Raw genomic sequence first — 19,383 nt, 5'->3', positions numbered from 1 at the left:
GATGCCTGCAGCGGAGGGCGCGGACGAGCGGATCCGACTGGTGATCGCTGACGATCAGGCGCTGGTGCGCGGTGCGCTCGCCGCGCTGCTGGAACTGGAGGGCGACCTGGCCGTCGTCGGAGTCGCGGCAGACGGCTTGGAGGCGGTGCGGATGGTCGCCGAGCTGCGCCCAGACGTGTGCCTGATGGATGTGCAGATGCCCGACCTGGACGGTATCGAGGCCACCCGCCGCGTGCGTGCGGCCGGCCCCGACACCAGGGTGCTGATCGTGACGACGTTCGACCGACCCGGTTACCTGCGCTCGGCGCTGGATGCCGGTGCCAGCGGCTTCATCGTGAAGGACACCCCGGCCGATCAGCTGGCGGAGGCCGTGCGCCGCGTGCACGCGGGATTCCGGGTGCTCGACCCCGTGCTGGCGGAGGAGAGTCTGTTCGACGGGGCCAATCCGCTCAGCGAGCGTGAGCAGCAGGTGCTGCGCCTGGCGGCCGACGGCCGGTCGGCCGGCGCGATAGCATCCGACGTCTTCCTCTCGGCTGGCACCGTGCGCAACCACCTCTCGGCTGCCATCGGCAAGACGGGCGCCGCCAACCGCGCCCAGGCCGTGCGCATCGCGCAGGACAAGGGGTGGATCTGACGCCTGTCCGGGGAGTGATAGCCTCCGATCAGTCGTGAGAAAGGACTCCCGTCGGATGGTCGCACCCGCCCTGAAACGCCATCGCATTCTGCTCATCGGCATCGGCGCGGTTCTCGCCATCGCAGCGGCGCTCAGTGCCTGGCTGTGGATCGACGAACAGACGCTGCCGGCCGCGGATCCGGCGAAGCCGAAGCCCGCAGTCGACGGGGCGAGTGGCCTGAACGTGCTGACGTTCAACGTCTGGCACGGCGGCACCCAGCTGCGCGAGGGGGCCCAGGCGATCGCCGACGTCATCGTCGAGACGGACGCTGACGTGACCTTCATGCCCGAGGTGGGTCGCGCGCCGGTCAAAGTCGGTCGACTGCTCGGTTACGACAACTACATCGCGACGGACACCGGCATCGTGTCGCGCTACCCGATCATCTCCAGTGAGCCCGTCGGCGAGTGGTGGTCGAAGGCCGTCCTCGACGTGAACGGCACGGAGGTCGTCGTCTACGGCGGACACCTCGAGTACCGGTGGTACACGACCTACCTGCCGCGCGGGTACGGCGGCGAGGTCAAGGGCGACTGGCCTGCGGGATGGGACGGCTGGGATCAGCTGGACGCTCCGGTCACCGACTCCGAGCAGATCCTCGCCGCGAACGAGGCATCCGGCCGTCCGGCAGCGGCCGATGAGGTCATCGCCGATATCGCCGCAGAGCGCGAAGCGGGCCGGATCGTCATCCTGGGTGGGGACTTCAACGAGCCCCCGGCGCTGGACTGGACTTCGGATGCCGCTGACCTCTTCGACCACAACGGCGTCGCGATCAAGTGGCAGACGACGCAGAAGCTGCTCGATGCCGGTCTCGTCGACTCCTTCCGTGAGATGTACCCCGACCCGGTGGCGAACCCCGGCTTCACGTGGCCGTCCGACAATGAGGCGTTCGAGACCACTGATCTGACCTGGGCGCCAGAGGCCGATGAGCGCGACCGCATCGACTACATCTTCGCCGTGCCGGACGAGCGCCTCACGATCGAGTCGTCGACCGTCGTCGGGCCGCAGTCGTCGATCGTGCGGAACGAGCGGGTCGTGGATGACAGTGCCGACGAGATCCTCACGCCGAAGGCCGCATGGCCAACCGATCACAAGGCCGTGCTGACGCGCTTCACCGTGACGGAGTAGCGGTCAGCGCTCGAGGCCTTTCGCTGCCGACGAGTCGGGAATACCGTTTCCTTGTCGGGTGCTGTGCTCTGAGCACGTTGCGTGTACACCCGCGGCGTCAGAGGGGTGATGCGCATGGAAGGTCTGGAGATCACGGTCCTGTTGGGGCTGACGATTCTGGCGGGGACACTGCTGGCACCGCGCCTGCGCTTGGCCCTGCCCCTGGTGCTCGTCGTGTTCGGCCTGCTGCTCGGCTTCGTTCCCGCTCTGCGCGAGGTGCAGCTGCCGCCAGAGACCGTGCTGCTGCTGTTCCTCCCTGTGATGCTGTTCTGGGAGAGCCTCACCACCTCACTGCGGTCCATCCGGCGGGACTTCCGCTACATCCTGCCGATGAGCACGCTGCTCGTCGTCGCATCGGCGTTCGCCGTCGCCGGCGTCGCAGCGCTGTTCGGGCTGCCCTGGGAGGTCGCTCTGATCCTCGGTGCCGCGGTGGCGCCGCCGGATGCCACGGCTGTCGCAGCCCTGGGAAGGCTGCTTCCAAGGCGCACCTTCATGAAGCTCAAGGCCGAGAGCCTGACGAACGACGGCACCGCGCTCGTGCTGTACGCGATCGCGGTGTCGATCGCGGTCGGCGGTCAGGTCACACCGCTGATGGTGACGTGGACGGTCATCGTCTCGTACCTCGGCGGGATCATCGTCGGCGTCGTCACGGCAGCGGCCGCGTGGCTGCTGCTGCGCAGGGTGCGCACCACGATCGTGATCAACGTGACGATGCTGCTGCTGCCGTTCACGGCTTTCATGATCGCCGAGCTGATCCATGCGTCCGGTGTGCTCTCGGTGGTGGTCGCCGGTCTCATCGCCGCCTATCTCAGCTCGCAGGTGACCACCGCAGCGTCGCGCCGTCAGGCCGAAGCCGCCTGGCCGTTCGGGGTCTTCCTGCTCAATGGCGCCCTGTTCGTCCTGATCGGGCTGGAGGTGCAGTGGGTCGTGCATCAGACCTCGCTGCAGACGATCGGCTGGCTCAGCCTTGCGACCGTCGCGGTCTGGGCTGTGCTGCTCATCGTGCGGTTCCTGTTCCAGCTGCTAGCCGTTCCGTTCCAGAGGATGGGCGGCGGCCCGGCGCACCCGCCCGGACTTCGGACGCGGATTCAGGTCGTCAGCACCGTCGCCGGGATGCGCGGCGCTGTCTCGCTGGCGATCGCCCTCTCGGTCCCGCTCACGGCGCCGGACGGCACGGCCCTGACCGGCCGCGATGACATCATCTTCGTCACGGCGGGCGTGATCCTGCTCAGTCTTCTCGTGCAGGGCCCGCTGCTGCCCGCCGTCGTGCGGTGGGCGAAGTACCCCGTCGATCACGGTGAGGACGAGGAGTTCGAACTCGCCGAACGTGCGATCTCAGGCGCGGCCATGGCTGCACTCGACTCGCTCGCAGCCGAGCACGGGATCAGTGACGAGGTGCGCGATCGGGTGCGCCGCGACGGCTACGAGATGCTCGAGCTCGCCAACGCCAAGGCGTTCGCCCGCGAGCGGGCGCTGATCGACGCCGAGGTGGGCGCCTTGGAGGATCTGCTGGATTCACCGGACCCGCTCGCCGACGGCTCGGCCGAGCAGAGCGGTGCTCCTGCTGCAGGCGATGGCACGACGCTGCAGATGGTCGCGACATCGGCGGATGTCGACCTCGAGCAGCGCTCCCCGCTCATCCGACATGACGAGCTCTCGCGACTCAAGCTCGCGATGCTCGACCACAAGCGCGAGGTGCTGCGCGGTCTGCGCCGGTCGGGGACGATCGACGATCTCGTGGTGTACCGGATCTCGGCGCGCCTCGATCTCGATCAGATCCGCCTGGAGGGCATCGAGCAGCTCGAGTGAATCCCGCTCCGGCGCGGTTCCGGACTCAGGAGTTCACGCGGATGATCTCCTGCTGGTACGGGGCGATCACCTTTCCGGAGATGCGCAGGTCGAGCACCAGGAACCGGCGCTCGGCGACGGGCTCGGCGGTCCATTCGCGCAGTCGCTCGAGATCCGCGAGCGTCCGCACGACCACGCCTTCTGCGCCCACCGCGCCGGCGAACGCCGCGAAATCGACCTCGGGGATCAGCATGGGGCCCTCGGCCAGCCCCTTCAGGCCGTACAGATTGACCTCGGCGCCGTAGGCGGCATCGTTCCAGATGACCGCGATGCCGTGGCCGGCGGCTGCCCGCACGGCCGACTCGAGGTCGGCGATCGCCATCAGCCCTCCGCCGTCGCCAGAGGTGAGCACGACGGTCGACTCCGGGCGGGCGCGGGTCGCGCCGACCACGCTCGGCCAGCCCTGCCCGATCGACTGGAACGCCGTGCCGATCATCATCATGCGGTCAGGTGACGCGACCGGCCAGTACATGTTCGCCCAGCCGATGAAGTGCCCGCCGTCCGAGACGACCACGCGGTCCTGCGGCAGCAGCTCCGCGAGCAGGCGAGCCGCTGCGCGCGGGTCGAGCCGGCCGTCGGCGGCGAATTCGTCAGCTCGTTCGTAGACGCGCGCGGCAGCGATGTCGACGGTTTCGCGCCACGGGGTGTGCGCTTCGCGCGGCGATGCGCGCTTCGCGCGGGAGGATTCCGCGGATTCGTCCGCGGGAAGCGCGCTTTCCCGCGCGGAGCGCTCGGATGCGAGGCGCTGAACGAGGTCGGATGCCACGACACGGGCATCCCCGCGGACGAAGCCGCCCACGTGCGCGTGGGTCGCAGCCGGTGCCACGTCGACCTGGAACACGCGGGTGCCGGGGGCGAACAGCTCGCCGAAGCGCATCGTGAACTGGTTCAGTGAGGCGCCGAACACCACGGCCACATCGGCGTGCCGGATGAGCTCCATGGCGCCGTCGGCGCCGAAGCCGCCTGTGACGCCGAGGTCGTAGCGGCTCTCGGGGAAGATGCCCCGGCCGAGCGCCGTCGAGGCGGTGAGCGCCCCGGTGGCATCGGCCAGCTGTCCGAGGGCCTCACCGGCGCCGGCCAGCCAGGCACCGCGGCCGGCCAACAGGAACGGACGCTCCGCGTCGGCCAGAGCCGCGGCGATCTCGCCCAGCATCCCATCGGCGAACTCCCCGCGCGGAGCGAGCGGCGCCGAGATCCGCGGGGCCGGAGCCTCGGGCACAGGACCCGCCTCGAGGGCAGCGACGTCGTAGGGGATCGCCAGCACCACGGGAACGCGGTAGGTCAGGGCGTGCTCGATGGCGATGACCGTGGTGGCCGCAGCATCCGCACGCCCGGTCGTATAGGTGCGGGCGCCGACGGCCGAGGCCAGCGCGACCTGATCGACATCCCACGGCCGGGGCCCAGACGTCGGCTCATCGCCGACGACGAGCACGAGCGGCACGTGCGCCTGCACGGCCTCTGCGAGCGACGTCAGCGTGTTCGTGAAGCCGGCGCCGTAGGTCGAGGTCGCGGCGGCGATGCGGCCGGATGCCCGGAAGTGCGCATCTGCGGCGACCACGGCGCCCTGTTCGTGCCGGACGGCGGTGAACATGGCATCCGTCTGCTTCTCGAGCGCATCGAGCAGATAGGCGTTTCCGTTGCCCATCACCCCGAAGACGTGGTCGATGTGCTGGGCGAGGGTGAGAGCGACGTGCGCCGACACTGTGGGCATGGTGGGGCCTTTCGACATGAACGGAGGGGATCCGTATATGTCTCGCTGCTCACGCATCAGCGCGGAGTGCTTCGTGCCCCTTTTTCGGGCATCGGCCCGCAGAAGCGGCCGGACCGTTCGATTCTAGCCGCGTGCCGAACCCGGTCGCGTCGAAACTACCCCTGAGCGATGGCTGCCGGTGTCAGCTCGATCGTCGTGCGCGAGCGGTCGTCGAGCCGGATCGCGGTGACGGATTCGGCGGGCAGCGGCTGCCAGCCGTCGCCCGCCACGCCCGTGGAGCTGACGGCGACCGTCCCGTCAACTCCCTCCCGCCAGCGCAGCGCGAAGTAGTCCTCGTTGTGTCCAGGCGGCAGACTGTCAGCGAGCGGGCCCATCCGCCCGAGGTCGTCGTCGTTGAGAGCGCTGGTCGCGCTGGCATGCACGACGATGAGCTGCTCGCCGTCGAGCATCAGCGCGTTCAGGCTCACCTGCGGGAACTTCTCGCGCAGCATCCGCACCACGGCGACGGTGGCGTCGTGCAGACTCGAGCCGAGCGCGACCTGCTCGCGGATCAGTGCGAAGTACATCTCGCTGTCCGTCGTGCCGGTCAGTGCCGATGCGCTCGCGGGGGAGAGCAACGCGCGCAGCTCGTCGAGGGGCTTGATCGTGCCGTTGTGGCCGAAGGTGATGCCGTCGACGTCGAACGGGTGCGCGTTGTTCATGTTGACCGGAAGGCCAGCTGTCGCCCAGCGCAGGTGCACCATCGCCGCACGCGCCGGAGCATCGATGGCGGCGGTGAAATCAGCATCCGACACCGCCGAGAGCGGCGACTTGCGCACCTCGGGTGCCGCGCCGAGCGTCTCGACTCCCGCCCAGCCCCAGCCGTCGCCGTGCAGCCGGGCGAGCGAGAGCAGACTCTCGAGTCCGTCGAGGTGGAGCTGGCTGCGCGCGGTGGATGCCACGGGCGAGACGAACGCGAAGAGTCGGCACATGATGCTCCTACCGTACGCCCGCGGCGTGCGAGGGGCAGAATAGGCACATGACGGATGTGGTGACCGAGCGCGAGACGCTCACCTGGGACGGATTCGGTGACGCGACCCGGCAGCTCGCGCGCGCCATAATCGACAGCGGCTTCATGCCCGAAGTGGTCGTCGCGATCGCCCGCGGTGGACTGCTGCCGGCCGGCGCCATCGCCTACGGTCTCGGCGCGAAGAACTGCGGCGCGATCAACATGGAGTTCTACACGGGCATCGGCACAGTGCTGGACGCCCCTGCGGTGCTGCCGCCCGAGTTGGACATGGAGTACCTGAACGGGCGCCGCGTGCTGCTGGTCGACGACGTCGCCGATTCGGGACGCACGCTCGCGCTCGCCGTGCAGCTGCTGCAGGACAAGGGTGCCGACGTGCGCTCGGTGACGATCTACACGAAGCCGTCCACCATCATCCAGCCCGACTACGCCTGGAAGGACACTGATCTGTGGATCAACTTCCCGTGGTCGTACCAGGGCACCGTCGTGGAAGAGGACCAGGGCCTGCCGCCGACCGCGTGAGGCTGGCGCGAGGCGCGCTCAGCGCCCGTGGAACTCCGGCTTGCGCTTCTGCTGGAACGCCGCGAAGCCCTCGCGGTAGTCATCCGTGTCGCAGAGTGCGGCCTGCGCGGCATTCTCGATGTCGACCGATTCCCACAGCGCCAGCCGCTCGTCGCGGATCCGCGCGATGAGCTGCTTGCTCGCCAGGAACGCCGCGGTCGCACCGCGGGATGCGGTGGTGGCGGCATCCTCCGTCGCCTGCCGCACCTCATCGTCGGGAAAGACGCGTGAGAAGAGGCCGGATGCCACAGCCTCGGCACCCGACATGAGCCGTCCGGTGTAGATGAGATCGAGCGTCTTGTGCGCGCCGAGCCGATCGGCGAACAGCGCGTGTCCGCCGGAATCGAGGGTCGCCCCGAGCGCTGCGAAGGGCGAGCCGATCTTCGCGGACTCGGCGACATAGACGACGTCGGAGGCGATCAGAAGACCGAGCCCGACGCCGAGGCACGCGCCGTGCGCCACGGCGAATGTCGGTGCGGGGAAGGTCACCATGCGCTTGAGCAGTGGGGTGACGATGCCGCCCAGGTATCCGATGACGTCGTCGTCCCGCGGATCGACCCCTGAGATGTCGCGGCCGGCGCAGAACGCCCTGCCCTCGCCGCGCAGCACGAGGGCGCGCACGCCGGCATCAGCCGCCTCTGCGTAGGCGGCATCCAGCCCGTGCAACGCCTGCTCATCGAGGGCGTTGAGCTTGTCAGGGGCGTTCAGCGTGATGTGCGCGACATCGCCGGCGTAAGTGAGATCGATCATGGCGGCTCCTTGCGAGGTGAACAGCGGCGGTCACACGTCGTAGTCGACCACGATGCGGTCGCTGGTGGGATGGGACTGGCAGGTGAGCACGTAGCCGCGCTCGATCTCGTCGGGCTCGAGCGCGTAGTTCTCGGTCATCGTGACGCTGCCCTCGAGCACGCGCGCGCGGCACGTGCCGCACACGCCGCCGGAGCACGCGAACGGAGCGTCAGGACGCACCCGCAGCGCGGCGTTCAGCACCGATTCATGCGCGTCGACCGGACTCTCGACCGTCGACGAGACGCCGTCCAGGTTGATCTCGATGCGCACGGTCGCATCGCCGGCGTGCACCTCGACCTTGCGCGGCCCGCGCTCGGTGGGTTCGTCGCCGGTGGTGAACAGCTCGAACCGCACGTGCTCGCGCGGCACTCCGAGGTCGGCAAGCACCTCACGGCACAGGTCGACCAGCGCGAACGGCCCGCACAGGAACCATTCGTCGACGGTCGCCGGCAGGATCAGCGCGTCGAGGATCGTCCGCAGCCGCTCCTCGTCGATGCGCCCGGAGAGCACCGGCGCCGTCCGCTGCTCGCGTGAGAGCACATGGTGCAGCACGATGCGGGTCGGGTAGCGGTCCTTGAGGTCGGCGAGGTCCTCGAGGAACATCACGTCGCTGGTCGCCTTGTTCGTGTACAGCAGCGTGAATCGCGTGGTGTCGGATGCTGTCAGCAGGCTCCTGGCCAGAGCCATCATCGGCGTGATGCCAGACCCTGCGGCGATCCCGACCACGTGTGCGCCGTCGAGTCCGGCGAGTCCCGAGGTGAAGGTGCCCTGCGGGCTCATCACATCGATCTCGAATCCGGGCTTCAGCTCGGTCTGCGCCCACGTCGAGAACAGGCCGCCCTCGTCGCGCTTGACGCCGACACTGAGGGTGGTGCCGTCCTCGCCGGCGGGGGTCGGTGGCTGGCACAGCGAGTACGAGCGCCGCACCTCTTCGCCCTCGAGCCGCACGCGCAGGGCGACGTACTGTCCAGGCAGGTAGGCGTACTCGTCGATCAGGGCGGGCGGCACGGCGAAGGTGACCTCGACGGCGTCCTTGGTGAGCGGGCGCACGTCCGACACGGTCAGCGTGTGGAATCGCGCGCGGTGGCGGTCGCCGGTGTGGGTGGGCGCGACGCGCGAAGACGGCGCGGCCGGCATCCGGAACAGCGGCATCAGATCACCTTGAAGTGGTCGAAGGGCTCGAGGCAGGCGCGGCACTCGTAGAGCGCCTTGCACGAGGTGGATCCGAATCGCGAGATCTCGCGGGTGTCGAGCGAGCCGCACTGCGGGCATCGGATGCTGAGGGCGAGGCGCACCGGGCCCTGATGGGCGGCACGCCCGCTGGGCGGTGCGATGCCGAACTCGGTGAGCTTGCGCTTGCCGTCGTCGCTCATCCAGTCGGTGGTCCAGGCGGGGGAGAGCACGGTGCGCACCTCGACGTCGGCGAATCCGTCGTGCGTCAGCGCCAGCACGACATCGTCGCGGATGGCGTCCATCGCCGGGCATCCGCTGTATGTCGGCGTGATGTCGACGACGATGCGCTCGTCCTCTGCCACGTGCACGGCGCGCAGCACGCCGAGATCCTCGATGGTGAGCACCGGGATCTCGGGGTCGGTGACTGTCGCCGCGACCTGCCAGGCGCGGCGCTCGCGAGTCGTCGTGGTGGTCACCAGATCGCCCCCGGATGCCGTCGTGCGAGCACCTGCATCTCGGCCAGCAGGTGCCCCATCGGCGTGGCGTGCGCGCCATGTCGGCCGCCGCCGCGGGAGGCGGCGATCGTCGGCGCCTCGAGATCCGCCTCGCGGAACACCTCGTCGATCACGGCGTCGAAGCCGGCGCGCAGCGCGGATGGCCGCACAGTGGCATCGCCGAGTCGGTCGATCAGCGGCTCGTCCCGGAACAGCTCGTCGATGTACGGCCACACGTCATGGATCGCGCGGATGATGCGCTCGCGTGACAGGTCTGTGCCGCCGGCCAGACGCAGTACCCACTGCACGGCGTGATCGCGGTGGTAGTCGACCTCTTTGAGGGATTTCGCGGCGATGGCGGCGATGGTCTCGTCTGTCGAGGCGCGCAGCGCCGTGTACAGCTCGAACATGTAGGCCGAGGCGAACAGCTGGCGGGCGATGGTCTGCGCGAAGTCGCCGTTGGGCTGCTCCATGAGCCATGCGCTGCGGAACTCGGGCTCATCGCGCAGATACGCCAGGTCGTCCTCGGTGCGGTCGTCCCAGGTGCCGGCGTAGCGCAGCAGCGAGCGGGCGTGGCCGAGCAGGTCAAGGGCGATGTTCGCGAGCGCCACGTCCTCTTCGAGCTCCGGAGCGCGCGAGATCCATGCGCCGAGCTGCTGCGAGAGGATCAGTGCGTCGTCGCCCAGCCAAAGCGCGTACTCCGCGACGTCGGCTGAGGTCGCGCTGGCGTCACCGCCAGAGAGCTCGGATGCCAGGTTGAGCTGGTCGACCGAGACAATGACGTTCTTGTTCCCGACAGGGGCGCTCATAGGTGCGGCACCCCCTCGGAGGCCGTGTAGTACACGGCGTGCCGGTAGTTCTTGCCTGTGGGGCTCTCGAAGAAGGCGTCCTTGTCATCAGGGTCGCTCGTCGTGATGGCATCCGACGGCACCACCCAGATCGACACCCCCTCGCCGCGACGGGTGTACAAGTCGCGGGCGTTGCGCAGCGCCATGTCGGCGTCCGGCGCGTGCAGCGAGCCGACGTGCACGTGGTTCAGGCCGCGGTTCGCGCGGACGAAGACCTCCCACAGGGGCCAGATCTCAGCATCCATCACGCCACCTCCTTCGCGCGCAGCGACTGCTTGCGCGCGTACTCGGCTGCCGCCTCGCGCACCCACGCGCCGTCTTCATGCGCCGTGCGACGGCGCTCGACCCGTTCGGCGTTGCACGGCCCGTTGCCGCGCAGCACTTCATAGAACTCGTCCCAGTCGACCTCACCCATCTCGTATTGACCTGATTCCTCGTCGAAGCGCAGCTTCGGATCGGGCAGCGTGATCCCCAGGATCTCGGCCTGCGGCACCAGCATCCCCACGAAGCGCTGTCGAAGGGCGTCGTTCGAGAACCGCTTGATCTTCCACTTCATCGACTGCGCCGAGTTCGGCGACTCGTCATCGGGCGGGCCGAACATGGCCAGGCTCGGCCAGTACCAGCGGTTCACGGCATCCTGCGCCATTGCGCGCTGCTCGTCGGTGCCCCGCATGAGCTGCAGCAGGATCTCGAAGCCCTGCCGCTGGTGGAACGACTCCTCCTTGCAGACGCGCACCATCGCGCGACCGTAGGGCCCGTACGAGGCGCGGCACAGCGGCACCTGGTTGACGATCGCGGCGCCGTCGACGAGCCACCCGATCGCACCCATGTCGGCCCAGGTGGGGGTGGGGTAGTTGAAGATCGACGAGTACTTGGCCTTGCCGGTGATGAGCTGGTCCATCATCTCGTCGCGGGTGATGCCGAGGGTCTGCGCGGCGGAGTAGAGGTACAGACCGTGGCCGGCCTCATCCTGCACCTTCGCCATCAGAATGGCCTTGCGCTTCAGGCTCGGGGCCCGGGTGATCCAGTCGCCCTCCGGCTGCATGCCGATGATCTCGGAGTGGGCGTGCTGCGAGATCTGCCGGATGAGCGTCTTGCGGTACGCCTCTGGCATCCAATCGCGCGGCTCGATGCGCTGCTCGTGCGCGACGAGTTCGTCGAAGCGCGTCTGCGCGTCGGCGTCGTCGCTCTGCACGAGCGACAGGTCTGCGGGGCTGGTCATCATCGACTCCTGGACATGCGGGACTCATCGGCTTTACTGACCGATCGTACGGTAATTCTCGCACGACGACGGGACGGTCGCAATACGGCCTGTTCCGCCGCGTGCGACCCGGTGCCTGAATCATCATGTAGGTTATAAATCAGAACGAGGTTACATATCGTCACCTTACAATGGAAAGGAACCTCATGACCACCTCCACCGGTCCCGCAAACTTCGACGGCGCACTGCCTGTGATCAACCCTGAGGACGCAGTCCTGCTGCTGATCGACCACCAGAGCGGCCTGTTCCAGACCGTCAAGGACATGCCGATGACCACGCTCCGCCGCCACGCCGCGGCCCTGGCCAAGATGGCGACCTTGTCGAATGTGCCGGTGATCACCACGGCGTCTGTGCCGCAGGGGCCGAACGGTCCACTGATTCCCGAGATCCACGAGAACGCTCCGCACGCGCAGTACATCGGACGCAAGGGCGAGATCAACGCCTGGCACAACCCGGACTTCGTCGCCGCGGTGAAGGCGACCGGCAAGAAGCAGCTCATCATCGCCGGCACCATCACGAGCGTCTGCATGGCGTTCCCAGCCATCAGCGCACTGGCCGAGGGTTACCAGGTGTTCGCTGTCGTCGACGCCTCGGGCACGTACTCGAAGATGGCGGAGGAGATCACGCTCGCGCGCATCGTTCAGGCCGGTGTTGTCCCGATGGACATCGCCGCAGTGGTCTCAGAGCTGCAGATCACCTGGAACCGCGAGGACGCCATGGAGTGGGCGCAGATCTACACCAACATCTTCCCCGCGTACCAGCTGCTCATCGAGAGCCACGTGAAGGCTCAGGAGGTCGAGCGCACGCAGGAGGTCATGGACTCGATGAAGTCCTGACATCAACCAGAACAGGGGGCGACCGGTCGGACGACCGTGTCGCCCCTTCTGCTGCGCGGCCCCTGCAAGCGCGATCGGGCGCGGCAGTGACCTTGGCGGCTCAGACTTCTTCGGCGGACGGGGACTCAGAGGCCCAGGCGCGCAGTGCATCCAGCGCAGGGCGAAGCGCCTCGCCACGGGAAGTGAGAGCGTACGTCGACGTGATCGGCGGACCAGGATCGACGTGGCGCACGATGAGTCCGAGTGTTTCCAATTCGCGAAGGCGCTCCCCGAGCACGCGCTTCGAGAGGCCGGGCACGCCACGCTCGAGCTCGCTGAAACGGGCAGGCCGCTGCAGCAGCAGGTCGATGATCAACCCGCTCCATCGCTTGCCGAGAACTGTCCACGCACGATCCGACGTGGTGCACAGCTCGGTGTCCAGAACCTCACCCATGCAACCAGGATACCGAAAGTAACCTGGACATGGGTCAGCTGATTGTCGGCACGCGTCAGCGTCGGCGGCGTGAGGCAGAGTGGATGCCATGGAACTCGTCGACACCCGCACCGCCGCGCTCGGAGCACTGCGTGAACTCGTAGGGCGATCGGACGCGGACTTCCACGACGGCCAATACGAGGCCATCGAGGCGCTGGTCGAGGGGCGGCGGCGCGCGCTGGTCGTTCAGCGCACCGGGTGGGGCAAGTCGGCGGTGTACTTCGTCGCGACGCTGCTGCTCCGGCGGCAGGGCGCAGGGCCCACCGTGCTCGTCTCGCCGCTGCTCGCGCTGATGCGCGACCAGATCTCAGCGGCGGAGCGGGCCGGGGTACGGGCGGTGGCGATCAACTCCACGAACGCTCATGAGTGGACCGATGTGCTCGCTCAGCTAGACCGCGACGAGGTGGATGTGCTGCTGGTGTCGCCGGAGCGGCTGAACAACCCGTCGTTCCGCGAGCAGCAGCTGCCGACGCTCGTGCAGCGGATGGGCATGCTGGTGGTCGACGAGGCGCACTGCATCAGCGACTGGGGCCATGACTTCCGCCCCGACTACCGGCGCCTGCGCGACCTCATCGCCGCCATGCCGCCCGAGGTGCCGGTGCTCGCCACGACGGCGACCGCGAACAGCCGGGTAGTCGCCGATGTCGCCGAGCAGCTGGGGGCGGCGGGTGCTGGGGCGGCGGATGCTGGTGTGCTGACGATCCGCGGCCCACTCGCCCGTGCTTCGCTGCGTCTCGGCGTGCTGCGGCTGCCCGGATCTGCGCAGCGCCTCGCCTGGCTGCTCAGCCACCTGACCGACCTGCCCGGATCCGGCATCATCTACACGCTCACCGTCGCCGCCGCCGTCGACACCGCACGGCTGCTGCGCGAGCACGGACACGAGGTGCACGCCTACACCGGGCAGACCGACACCGATGAGCGGACCGATCTCGAAGGCAGACTCAAGCGCAACGAGGTGAAGGCGCTGGTCGCCACGAGCGCGCTGGGGATGGGATTCGACAAGCCCGACCTCGGGTTCGTGCTGCACCTCGGCGCGCCCTCATCGCCGGTCGCCTACTACCAGCAGGTCGGTCGTGCCGGCCGTGCCAGCGAGAGCGCCGATGTGCTGCTGCTGCCTGGCACGGAGGACCGTGACATCTGGCACTACTTCGCGACAGCATCCATGCCCGACCGGGAGCGCGCCGAGCGCGTCATAAGGGCCCTGGGCGACTCGCCCATCTCGACGCCCGCATTGGAGTCGATGGTCGACATCCGCCGCACACCGCTGGAACTGCTGCTGAAGGTGCTCGACGTCGACGGCGCGGTGCGCCGCGTGCAGGGCGGCTGGGTCGCCACAGGCCAGGCGTGGACGTACGACGCCGAGCGCTACGAGCGCATCGCCGCCGAACGCCGGGCCGAGCAGCAGCACATGATCGACTACGAGCAGACCGACGGCTGCCGCATGGAGTTCCTGCAGCGCTCGCTCGACGACGACACCGCGGTGCCGTGCGGTCGGTGCGACAACTGCGCCGGCGTGTGGTTCCCGAGTGAGATCGGCGGGGCGGCGACGGATGCCGCCGGTCAGTCTCTCGACCGGGTCGGCGTTCCGATCGAGGCGCGCAAGCAGTGGCCGACCGGGGCGGATCGAGTGGGCGTGCCGGTCAAGGGACGCATTCCCGCCGAAGAACAGGCGGGCGAGGGGCGGGCTCTGGCCCGGCTCACGGATCTCGGCTGGGGCGGCACGCTGCGACAACTGTTCGCTGCGGGCGCTCCTGATGCGCCGGTGTCACCACAGGTGCTCGGCGCCTGCGTGCGCGTTCTCGCCGACTGGGGCTGGGAGCGGCGGCCGGTCGCCGTGATCGGGATGCCCTCGCGCTCGCATCCACTGCTCGTAGATTCGCTGGCGCGGGGGATCGCCGACATCGGCCGACTGCCCTATCTGGGTTCGCTCGAATTCGCGAACGGCGGCCCGAGCGGCCAGCCAGGCGGCAACAGCGTCTTCCGGCTCGCAGGTCTCTGGGACCGCTTCACAGCCGACGGTCTCGACCTGCCGGACGGCCCGGTGCTGCTCGTCGATGACCAGGCCGACAGTAGGTGGACGCTCACTGTCGCGGCCCGCGAGCTGCGCCGCGCCGGCGCGAGCGAGGTGCTGCCGTTCGTGTTGGCGCTGCGGGGGTGAGGGGACGTGTTGCGGCACGGCGTTTCGTCAGGCGTCTTACTGGCTTACCGTGTGCGCGTGGTGCTGAGGTCGCCTGCCGCCGCAAACGATCGTTTCGGCGGCTGGCGTGTGCCGTCGGACGTCATGTCGGAAAAGACGACCCGGTTTAAGACACTACGAGAAACCGCCGATCGCTAGGTCCCAGGTAGATTGTGAGCATGCGACGATATCGCGCTCCTCTGCTGTTGGCGATCCTGCTCGCAGCATTGAGCACTTCCGGGTGCATGCAATGGGGTGAATACGCGATGATCGCGGAATGCACAGATTTCTCCGAAGAGATTCAAGACGCTACACAAGCTGCCTATGGGGAGACGCCTCAGATCGACAACCTGTGGGCCGGAGAGGACGATACCGTCTGGTGCAATTTTGATGTGCTCACGGGCCAAGACGTCGCAGTCGACGACGAAACCCGAATTGAACTGCGGGATAGACTGCAGGCGCTTCTGGAAGAGACGTTCAGCAGCGGTGTCGAGGTCACCCTCTTTTATGCGACGGATCAAGACTTCCTACTGCTGGACACCCGGGAAAGCGTCGTCCTAATCGAGTGCAGGACGATGTCCGAGCGGGTCGAGAAGCTTGTCGTGAAACGCTACGGCGACGATGCTTATCTCGCCCAAGTCCGTGTCCCGGATGTTGTGTTCGGCGATGTCGAGTGCACCATCGAGGTCGTCACCAGCAAGGACCTGCCTGCGGATGATCCGTCACGGGTGGACGTTGCCAGGGCAGTTCAGGAGATCTTGCCGGCCGATGTTGAAGTGAACCTTGTGTATGCGGACGGCCGTGACAAAATCAACGATTCGCTTGTCATCACTGAGATTGCCCCAAGCGCCCCGTGAGTCCTGCCTACTTCTAGTTCCATGAGATTTGAGGCAGCTTCCGCCCACCAATGGACTGGCGGTCGCTCGCGCCGCATCACCCTCGCCTGTCGATCAGATCGATGGACAGAGACAGACCCAGACCGTGATTGTCTGCCGGACCCACTTGCCATGAGGTTTGTTCCAGACGACGTTAGCGACGACCGGTTCCGCGTCCAGGCACGGTCCCACCAAAAACCATCGGTTTCGGTAGCTCGCCGTCGTGTCGCCGAACGTCTTCTCGTGCGCGCCGCACTCGTTCTGTCGGCTTCTCAATTGCTGGATAGTCCACTGCGGCCGTGCGAGAATCGCCACGTGACACACGATTCAGATGTCGACCCGGACAATTTCGGCCATGTGATCGTCAGCTTCACAATTGGCACCGCGGCGCCCATCGAAAACCTCGTGCAGTATCTGCACCCCTCGCCCGCACCGGGAGCCGAGTTCTTCTATGATCTCGGCACGGAGACGTTCGAAGAACCATCCTCGGCATCGCGGGCTGACAAACTCGACGCCACGATCAACAGTTTCCTTGAACTCGTAGAATCGACGCCCCGCGATGCACTGCACCATCCCGAGGCGTTCGTCCGTCTCTTCATGACGTTGGGCCGGGGCGCCGAAACGATCTCCGCGACAACCCTCAAGCGGTTGGCTGACGTGAACGCAACTGTGTGGATCGACGCGTAAGCGCATCTCTTGTCGACTTCGACTGCTCGCGAGGCAACCGAAAGCCCTCGCCGTTTGGCGGTTGTGAACACCGATGGCGGCTGGATTTCCGAGTCCACATCCCGACCGCAGGAAACGATCGTTTGTGGCACGAGCCAGAAGGGAGTGCCGGAGCGGCATTCGCACGCGGTCACCGCAATCGCGAAGCGGCGAGGGCTTTGACTGGCTCGAGGCGACAACCCGTCAAACTCGCATGAGCTCCGACAAGCATCAGGTGCCGTGCAGTAGCTCGAGCACTTCCTGGGGAGTGTGTTCGGAGGGGACCGCGATGGTGACTTGGTCGCCTTGTAGAGCTTCCATCACGACGATTGCACCAATCACTTCGTCGCCGAACTTGATGAGAAGACGGGATTCAGCTCCGGCCTGGGCTGCTTGGCCAGTGAGGTCGTTGAAGACTGCTGCACCCTCAGTGGTGAATGTGATGTCGACGGCATTCTGCTGCTGACCGTCGCTCGCTGCGGCGTCAGCTACTGCGGCACGTTCGAAAGAGGAGGGGCGCATGACGTAGTCACCAGCGACAAGGATGCACTGAAGTCCGGATTCTTCGGCGCACGTCTCGGAGATGGCCATTTCTACGAAGTCTTCAGCCGCCGTTGAGGAGTTCCCCGGGTCAGCCGCGGGAGCGCACCCGCAGAGAGCCAAGGAAAGGACGGCGACGAAAGCGAGCCGACACCTGCGAAACCTCATTGATCTCCGATCAGTAGAACTCGGCCTCGGTGTTGACCCACCTGCGTTTCAACGTAGGTGACTGCGTCGATGCCCGCCACCCGGCGTTGCGCGTGATGTGACGCCGAGGCTCTTCGTCTGGCCTGCCACCCGTCATGCGCGCTGGGACGGCTCAGAAGAACAGCATCGCTTTGTAGGCGATGACGGATGAGGCACCGCACAACACGATGACGAGAACTATCGAAGCAAGTGGGACTACCCAGACTCTTTGCCGATCGCGCAACAAGACGATGACCACGATGCTGGCGAGTTGGATCAGCGCGGAAGCGATCATGAATCCTTGGAAATTGTTGCCCAGAAGATCCCACTCGCAGTTCGGGGAGCAATGCGGGGTAGAGATTCCGAGGAACCCGACCCAGAAGACGGCTGCCATCGACACGAACAATTGGAGACACCAGACTACGAGTGCGGCCGAGTATTCCGGGACGGCTCTCGGTGGCAGCCATCTACCGACTGCGGCTGCGATGCAGAGCGCGATCGCGGCAACCAGTGCAGCACCGCCGAAAAGTTGGTTCATCAGCCCATTCTCCACAAGTCAGACCGGAGCCACAACGCCGTCGACCTCTGTGGTGGCGGGCAAACAGCCGGGCATGCTCTCCCCGGCTGAGCCTCCAGGCAGCATCTCGGAACAGTACTCAACCTGCCGAACATGATCGTCATCAGAAGGTGGTCACGCAACGGTGATCTGCCCCGCACGCCCGTAGTCCCGATCAGGCGGTCAAACTACTCTCGTGGCGGTGTCACCGCAGGTCGTACACCCGCTTGTACTTGCCCTCGCTGCGCGGCAGCGCGCCCGGTTCCTCCAGGTGCACGGCGACGGTCGAGCCGATGTGCGTCTTGATCCGCTGCGCCAGCACGACCGTCGCGGCCTCGCAGACCTCCGCTGGCAGGTGCGGGTCTCGCTCGATGCGCACGGTCATGGCATCCATCGCCCCTTGGTGGGTCAGCTCGATCACGAAGTGCGGGGTGAGCTGCTCGATGCCGAGTACCAGCTCCTCGATCTGGGTGGGGAAGATGTTCACACCGCGCAGGATGATCAGGTCGTCGTTGCGTCCTGTCACCTTCTCCATCCGCCTCATCGCGGGCCGCGCCGTGCCAGGCAGCAGCCGCGTGAGGTCGCGGGTGCGGTACCGCAGCACCGGGAAGGCCTCCTTGGTGAGCGAGGTGAACACCAACTCGCCGACTTCGCCGTCCGCAACCGGCTGTCCGTCAGCATCCACCACCTCCGGCAGGAAATGGTCCTCCCAGATGTGCGGGCCGTCCTTCGTCTCGACGCACTCGTTGCCGACGCCAGGGCCCATCACCTCGCTGAGTCCGTAGATGTCGAGCGCGTCGATTCCCATGCGACGCTCGAGTTCCCCTCGCATCTCGTTCGTCCACGGCTCGGCACCCAGCACCGCGATCTTCAGCGACGTCGATGCCGGGTCGATGCCGGCGGCCTCCATGGCGTCGGCGATCGTCAGCAGGTAGCTGGGCGTGCAGAGAATGGCATCCGGTTCGAAGTCCTGGATCAGCTGCACCTGCCGCGCGGTCTGCCCGCCCGACATCGGGATCACGACCGCGCCGAGCCGTTCGATGCCGGCGTGCGCGCCGAGCCCGCCGGTGAAGAGCCCGTAGCCGTAGGCATTGTGCACCTTCATGCCGGGGCGGATGCCAGAGGCGCGCAGCGAGCGGGCGACGAGGTCTGCCCAGTTCGACAGGTCGTTCTCGGTGTAGCCGACCACCGTCGGCCGCCCGGTCGTGCCCGATGAGGCGTGCACGCGGCGCACCTGCTCCATCGGCACGGCGAACATGCCGAATGGGTAGTTCGCGCGCAGGTCCTCCTTGGTGGTGAACGGCAGAAGTCGCACGTCGTCGAGCGAGCGGATGTCGTCTGGTGAGACACCTGCCTCATCGAGCGTGCGCGTGTAGTGCGGCACGTTCTGGTACGCGTGCCGCACGGTCCACTGCAGTCGTTCGAGCTGCAGCGCCTCCAGCTCGGGTCGGGTCAGGCGCTCTGCGGCGTCCAGCGTGGAGGATTCGGGTCCGGTCTTCGTCGACATCGGT

20 protein-coding genes are annotated in these 19,383 nt (G+C 67.2%); 8 read left to right on the top strand and 12 right to left on the bottom strand.

Translation table 11 applies throughout. The features are described 5' to 3' along the window. Nucleotide 1 precedes the first annotated feature (1 nt). From MNR00_RS12515 to MNR00_RS12505, 3 genes are all read left to right on the top strand, one after another. Entirely contained in the window at nt 2–634 is a 633-nt protein-coding gene (locus tag MNR00_RS12515; RefSeq protein ID WP_241926247.1) for a response regulator transcription factor, read from the top strand. 55 nt (nt 635–689) lie between these two features. Then, a complete protein-coding gene (locus tag MNR00_RS12510; RefSeq protein ID WP_241926246.1) occupies nt 690–1,796 on the top strand; it encodes an endonuclease/exonuclease/phosphatase family protein in 1,107 nt (368 codons plus the stop codon). 114 nt (nt 1,797–1,910) lie between these two features. Further along, nucleotides 1,911–3,644: a Na+/H+ antiporter gene (locus MNR00_RS12505; RefSeq protein WP_241926245.1), complete on the top strand. Its 1,734-nt coding sequence runs from the start codon at nt 1,911–1,913 to the stop codon at nt 3,642–3,644. A gap of 25 nt (nt 3,645–3,669) precedes the next feature. Here MNR00_RS12505 and MNR00_RS12500 read toward each other — a convergent pair whose 3' ends face one another. After that, entirely contained in the window at nt 3,670–5,394 is a 1,725-nt protein-coding gene (locus tag MNR00_RS12500) for a thiamine pyrophosphate-binding protein (protein ID WP_241928846.1), read from the bottom strand. A 155-nt stretch (nt 5,395–5,549) separates the two neighbouring features. Beyond that, nucleotides 5,550–6,365 carry a class II glutamine amidotransferase gene (locus MNR00_RS12495; RefSeq protein ID WP_241926244.1) on the bottom strand — a complete coding sequence of 272 codons (816 nt, stop codon included), beginning with the start codon at nt 6,363–6,365 and terminating at the stop codon, nt 5,550–5,552. A gap of 47 nt (nt 6,366–6,412) precedes the next feature. Here MNR00_RS12495 and MNR00_RS12490 point away from each other — a divergent pair, with 47 nt between their 5' ends. After that, complete coding sequence (locus MNR00_RS12490; protein WP_241926243.1) at nt 6,413–6,922, top strand: phosphoribosyltransferase; 510 nt, start codon at nt 6,413–6,415, stop codon at nt 6,920–6,922. A gap of 18 nt (nt 6,923–6,940) precedes the next feature. Here the strand turns inward: MNR00_RS12490 and MNR00_RS12485 are convergent, their stop codons facing one another. Genes MNR00_RS12485 through paaA form a run of 6 tightly spaced genes read right to left on the bottom strand, consistent with a single transcriptional unit; the run spans nt 6,941 to nt 11,487 of the window. After that, a complete protein-coding gene (locus tag MNR00_RS12485; RefSeq protein WP_241926242.1) occupies nt 6,941–7,711 on the bottom strand; it encodes an enoyl-CoA hydratase-related protein in 771 nt (256 codons plus the stop codon). 30 nt (nt 7,712–7,741) lie between these two features. Then, nucleotides 7,742–8,887: a 1,2-phenylacetyl-CoA epoxidase subunit PaaE gene (gene paaE / locus MNR00_RS12480; protein WP_241928845.1), complete on the bottom strand. Its 1,146-nt coding sequence runs from the start codon at nt 8,885–8,887 to the stop codon at nt 7,742–7,744. 14 nt (nt 8,888–8,901) lie between these two features. Then, nucleotides 8,902–9,402 (bottom strand): 1,2-phenylacetyl-CoA epoxidase subunit PaaD, encoded by a 501-nt coding sequence (gene paaD, locus MNR00_RS12475; RefSeq protein WP_241928844.1) that lies wholly within the window; start codon nt 9,400–9,402, stop codon nt 8,902–8,904. Continuing rightward, entirely contained in the window at nt 9,396–10,226 is an 831-nt protein-coding gene (gene paaC, locus MNR00_RS12470; protein WP_241926241.1) for a 1,2-phenylacetyl-CoA epoxidase subunit PaaC, read from the bottom strand. The genes paaD and paaC overlap by 7 nt, the downstream gene beginning before the upstream one ends. Continuing rightward, a complete protein-coding gene (paaB, locus tag MNR00_RS12465; RefSeq protein WP_241926240.1) occupies nt 10,223–10,510 on the bottom strand; it encodes a 1,2-phenylacetyl-CoA epoxidase subunit PaaB in 288 nt (95 codons plus the stop codon). The genes paaC and paaB overlap by 4 nt, the downstream gene beginning before the upstream one ends. After that, complete coding sequence (paaA, locus tag MNR00_RS12460; protein WP_241926239.1) at nt 10,510–11,487, bottom strand: 1,2-phenylacetyl-CoA epoxidase subunit PaaA; 978 nt, start codon at nt 11,485–11,487, stop codon at nt 10,510–10,512. Before paaA ends, paaB begins: the two co-directional genes overlap by 1 nt. 185 nt (nt 11,488–11,672) lie before the next feature. Here paaA and MNR00_RS12455 point away from each other — a divergent pair, with 185 nt between their 5' ends. Next, the gene (locus tag MNR00_RS12455) at nt 11,673–12,362 is read left to right on the top strand and encodes a hydrolase (protein WP_241926238.1); all 690 of its coding nucleotides are present in this window, start codon (nt 11,673–11,675) and stop codon (nt 12,360–12,362) included. Nucleotides 12,363–12,462: 100 nt separating this feature from the next. Here the strand turns inward: MNR00_RS12455 and MNR00_RS12450 are convergent, their stop codons facing one another. After that, nucleotides 12,463–12,795 (bottom strand): helix-turn-helix domain-containing protein, encoded by a 333-nt coding sequence (locus MNR00_RS12450; protein ID WP_241926237.1) that lies wholly within the window; start codon nt 12,793–12,795, stop codon nt 12,463–12,465. Between the two features lie 88 nt (nt 12,796–12,883). Here MNR00_RS12450 and MNR00_RS12445 point away from each other — a divergent pair, with 88 nt between their 5' ends. The 3 genes from MNR00_RS12445 (at nt 12,884) to MNR00_RS12435 (ending at nt 16,572) form a co-directional block, all read left to right on the top strand. Continuing rightward, nucleotides 12,884–14,992: a RecQ family ATP-dependent DNA helicase gene (locus tag MNR00_RS12445; RefSeq protein ID WP_241926236.1), complete on the top strand. Its 2,109-nt coding sequence runs from the start codon at nt 12,884–12,886 to the stop codon at nt 14,990–14,992. Nucleotides 14,993–15,189: 197 nt separating this feature from the next. Further along, nucleotides 15,190–15,867, top strand: coding sequence for a hypothetical protein (locus MNR00_RS12440; RefSeq protein ID WP_241926235.1), 678 nt, complete (start codon nt 15,190–15,192; stop codon nt 15,865–15,867). Nucleotides 15,868–16,200: 333 nt separating this feature from the next. Next, nucleotides 16,201–16,572: a hypothetical protein gene (locus MNR00_RS12435; protein ID WP_241926234.1), complete on the top strand. Its 372-nt coding sequence runs from the start codon at nt 16,201–16,203 to the stop codon at nt 16,570–16,572. Nucleotides 16,573–16,821: 249 nt separating this feature from the next. Here the strand turns inward: MNR00_RS12435 and MNR00_RS12430 are convergent, their stop codons facing one another. From MNR00_RS12430 to paaK, 3 genes are all read right to left on the bottom strand, one after another. Continuing rightward, nucleotides 16,822–17,181 (bottom strand): hypothetical protein, encoded by a 360-nt coding sequence (locus MNR00_RS12430; protein WP_241926233.1) that lies wholly within the window; start codon nt 17,179–17,181, stop codon nt 16,822–16,824. A 268-nt stretch (nt 17,182–17,449) separates the two neighbouring features. Further along, a complete protein-coding gene (locus MNR00_RS12425) occupies nt 17,450–17,854 on the bottom strand; it encodes a hypothetical protein (protein ID WP_241926232.1) in 405 nt (134 codons plus the stop codon). A gap of 223 nt (nt 17,855–18,077) precedes the next feature. Then, the gene (paaK, locus tag MNR00_RS12420; RefSeq protein ID WP_241926231.1) at nt 18,078–19,379 is read right to left on the bottom strand and encodes a phenylacetate--CoA ligase PaaK; all 1,302 of its coding nucleotides are present in this window, start codon (nt 19,377–19,379) and stop codon (nt 18,078–18,080) included. Nucleotides 19,380–19,383: the final 4 nt, after the last annotated feature.

The organism is Microbacterium sp. H1-D42 (genome assembly GCF_022637555.1).
Classification (GTDB): domain Bacteria; phylum Actinomycetota; class Actinomycetes; order Actinomycetales; family Microbacteriaceae; genus Microbacterium.
Note: the sequence above shows the minus strand (reverse complement) of the source record. Positions and strands in the feature narration are given on the sequence as shown.

Excerpts from the sequence above, each read along its gene's own strand:
- MNR00_RS12425 (WP_241926232.1), bottom strand. The coding sequence starts at position 17,854 with ATGAACCAACTTTTCGGCGGTGCTGCACTGGTTGCCGCGATCGCGCTC.
- MNR00_RS12490 (WP_241926243.1), top strand. The coding sequence starts at position 6,413 with ATGACGGATGTGGTGACCGAGCGCGAGACGCTCACCTGGGACGGATTC.
- MNR00_RS12485 (WP_241926242.1), bottom strand. The coding sequence starts at position 7,711 with ATGATCGATCTCACTTACGCCGGCGATGTCGCGCACATCACGCTGAAC.
- MNR00_RS12440 (WP_241926235.1), top strand. The coding sequence starts at position 15,190 with ATGCGACGATATCGCGCTCCTCTGCTGTTGGCGATCCTGCTCGCAGCA.
- MNR00_RS12505 (WP_241926245.1), top strand. The coding sequence starts at position 1,911 with ATGGAAGGTCTGGAGATCACGGTCCTGTTGGGGCTGACGATTCTGGCG.
- MNR00_RS12445 (WP_241926236.1), top strand. The coding sequence starts at position 12,884 with ATGGAACTCGTCGACACCCGCACCGCCGCGCTCGGAGCACTGCGTGAA.
- MNR00_RS12510 (WP_241926246.1), top strand. The coding sequence starts at position 690 with ATGGTCGCACCCGCCCTGAAACGCCATCGCATTCTGCTCATCGGCATC.
- paaK (WP_241926231.1), bottom strand. The coding sequence starts at position 19,379 with ATGTCGACGAAGACCGGACCCGAATCCTCCACGCTGGACGCCGCAGAG.
- MNR00_RS12455 (WP_241926238.1), top strand. The coding sequence starts at position 11,673 with ATGACCACCTCCACCGGTCCCGCAAACTTCGACGGCGCACTGCCTGTG.
- paaB (WP_241926240.1), bottom strand. The coding sequence starts at position 10,510 with ATGGATGCTGAGATCTGGCCCCTGTGGGAGGTCTTCGTCCGCGCGAAC.
- MNR00_RS12495 (WP_241926244.1), bottom strand. The coding sequence starts at position 6,365 with ATGTGCCGACTCTTCGCGTTCGTCTCGCCCGTGGCATCCACCGCGCGC.
- paaA (WP_241926239.1), bottom strand. The coding sequence starts at position 11,487 with ATGACCAGCCCCGCAGACCTGTCGCTCGTGCAGAGCGACGACGCCGAC.
- MNR00_RS12500 (WP_241928846.1), bottom strand. The coding sequence starts at position 5,394 with ATGCCCACAGTGTCGGCGCACGTCGCTCTCACCCTCGCCCAGCACATC.
- paaC (WP_241926241.1), bottom strand. The coding sequence starts at position 10,226 with ATGAGCGCCCCTGTCGGGAACAAGAACGTCATTGTCTCGGTCGACCAG.
- MNR00_RS12515 (WP_241926247.1), top strand. The coding sequence starts at position 2 with ATGCCTGCAGCGGAGGGCGCGGACGAGCGGATCCGACTGGTGATCGCT.
- MNR00_RS12450 (WP_241926237.1), bottom strand. The coding sequence starts at position 12,795 with ATGGGTGAGGTTCTGGACACCGAGCTGTGCACCACGTCGGATCGTGCG.
- paaE (WP_241928845.1), bottom strand. The coding sequence starts at position 8,887 with ATGCCGGCCGCGCCGTCTTCGCGCGTCGCGCCCACCCACACCGGCGAC.
- MNR00_RS12430 (WP_241926233.1), bottom strand. The coding sequence starts at position 17,181 with ATGGCCATCTCCGAGACGTGCGCCGAAGAATCCGGACTTCAGTGCATC.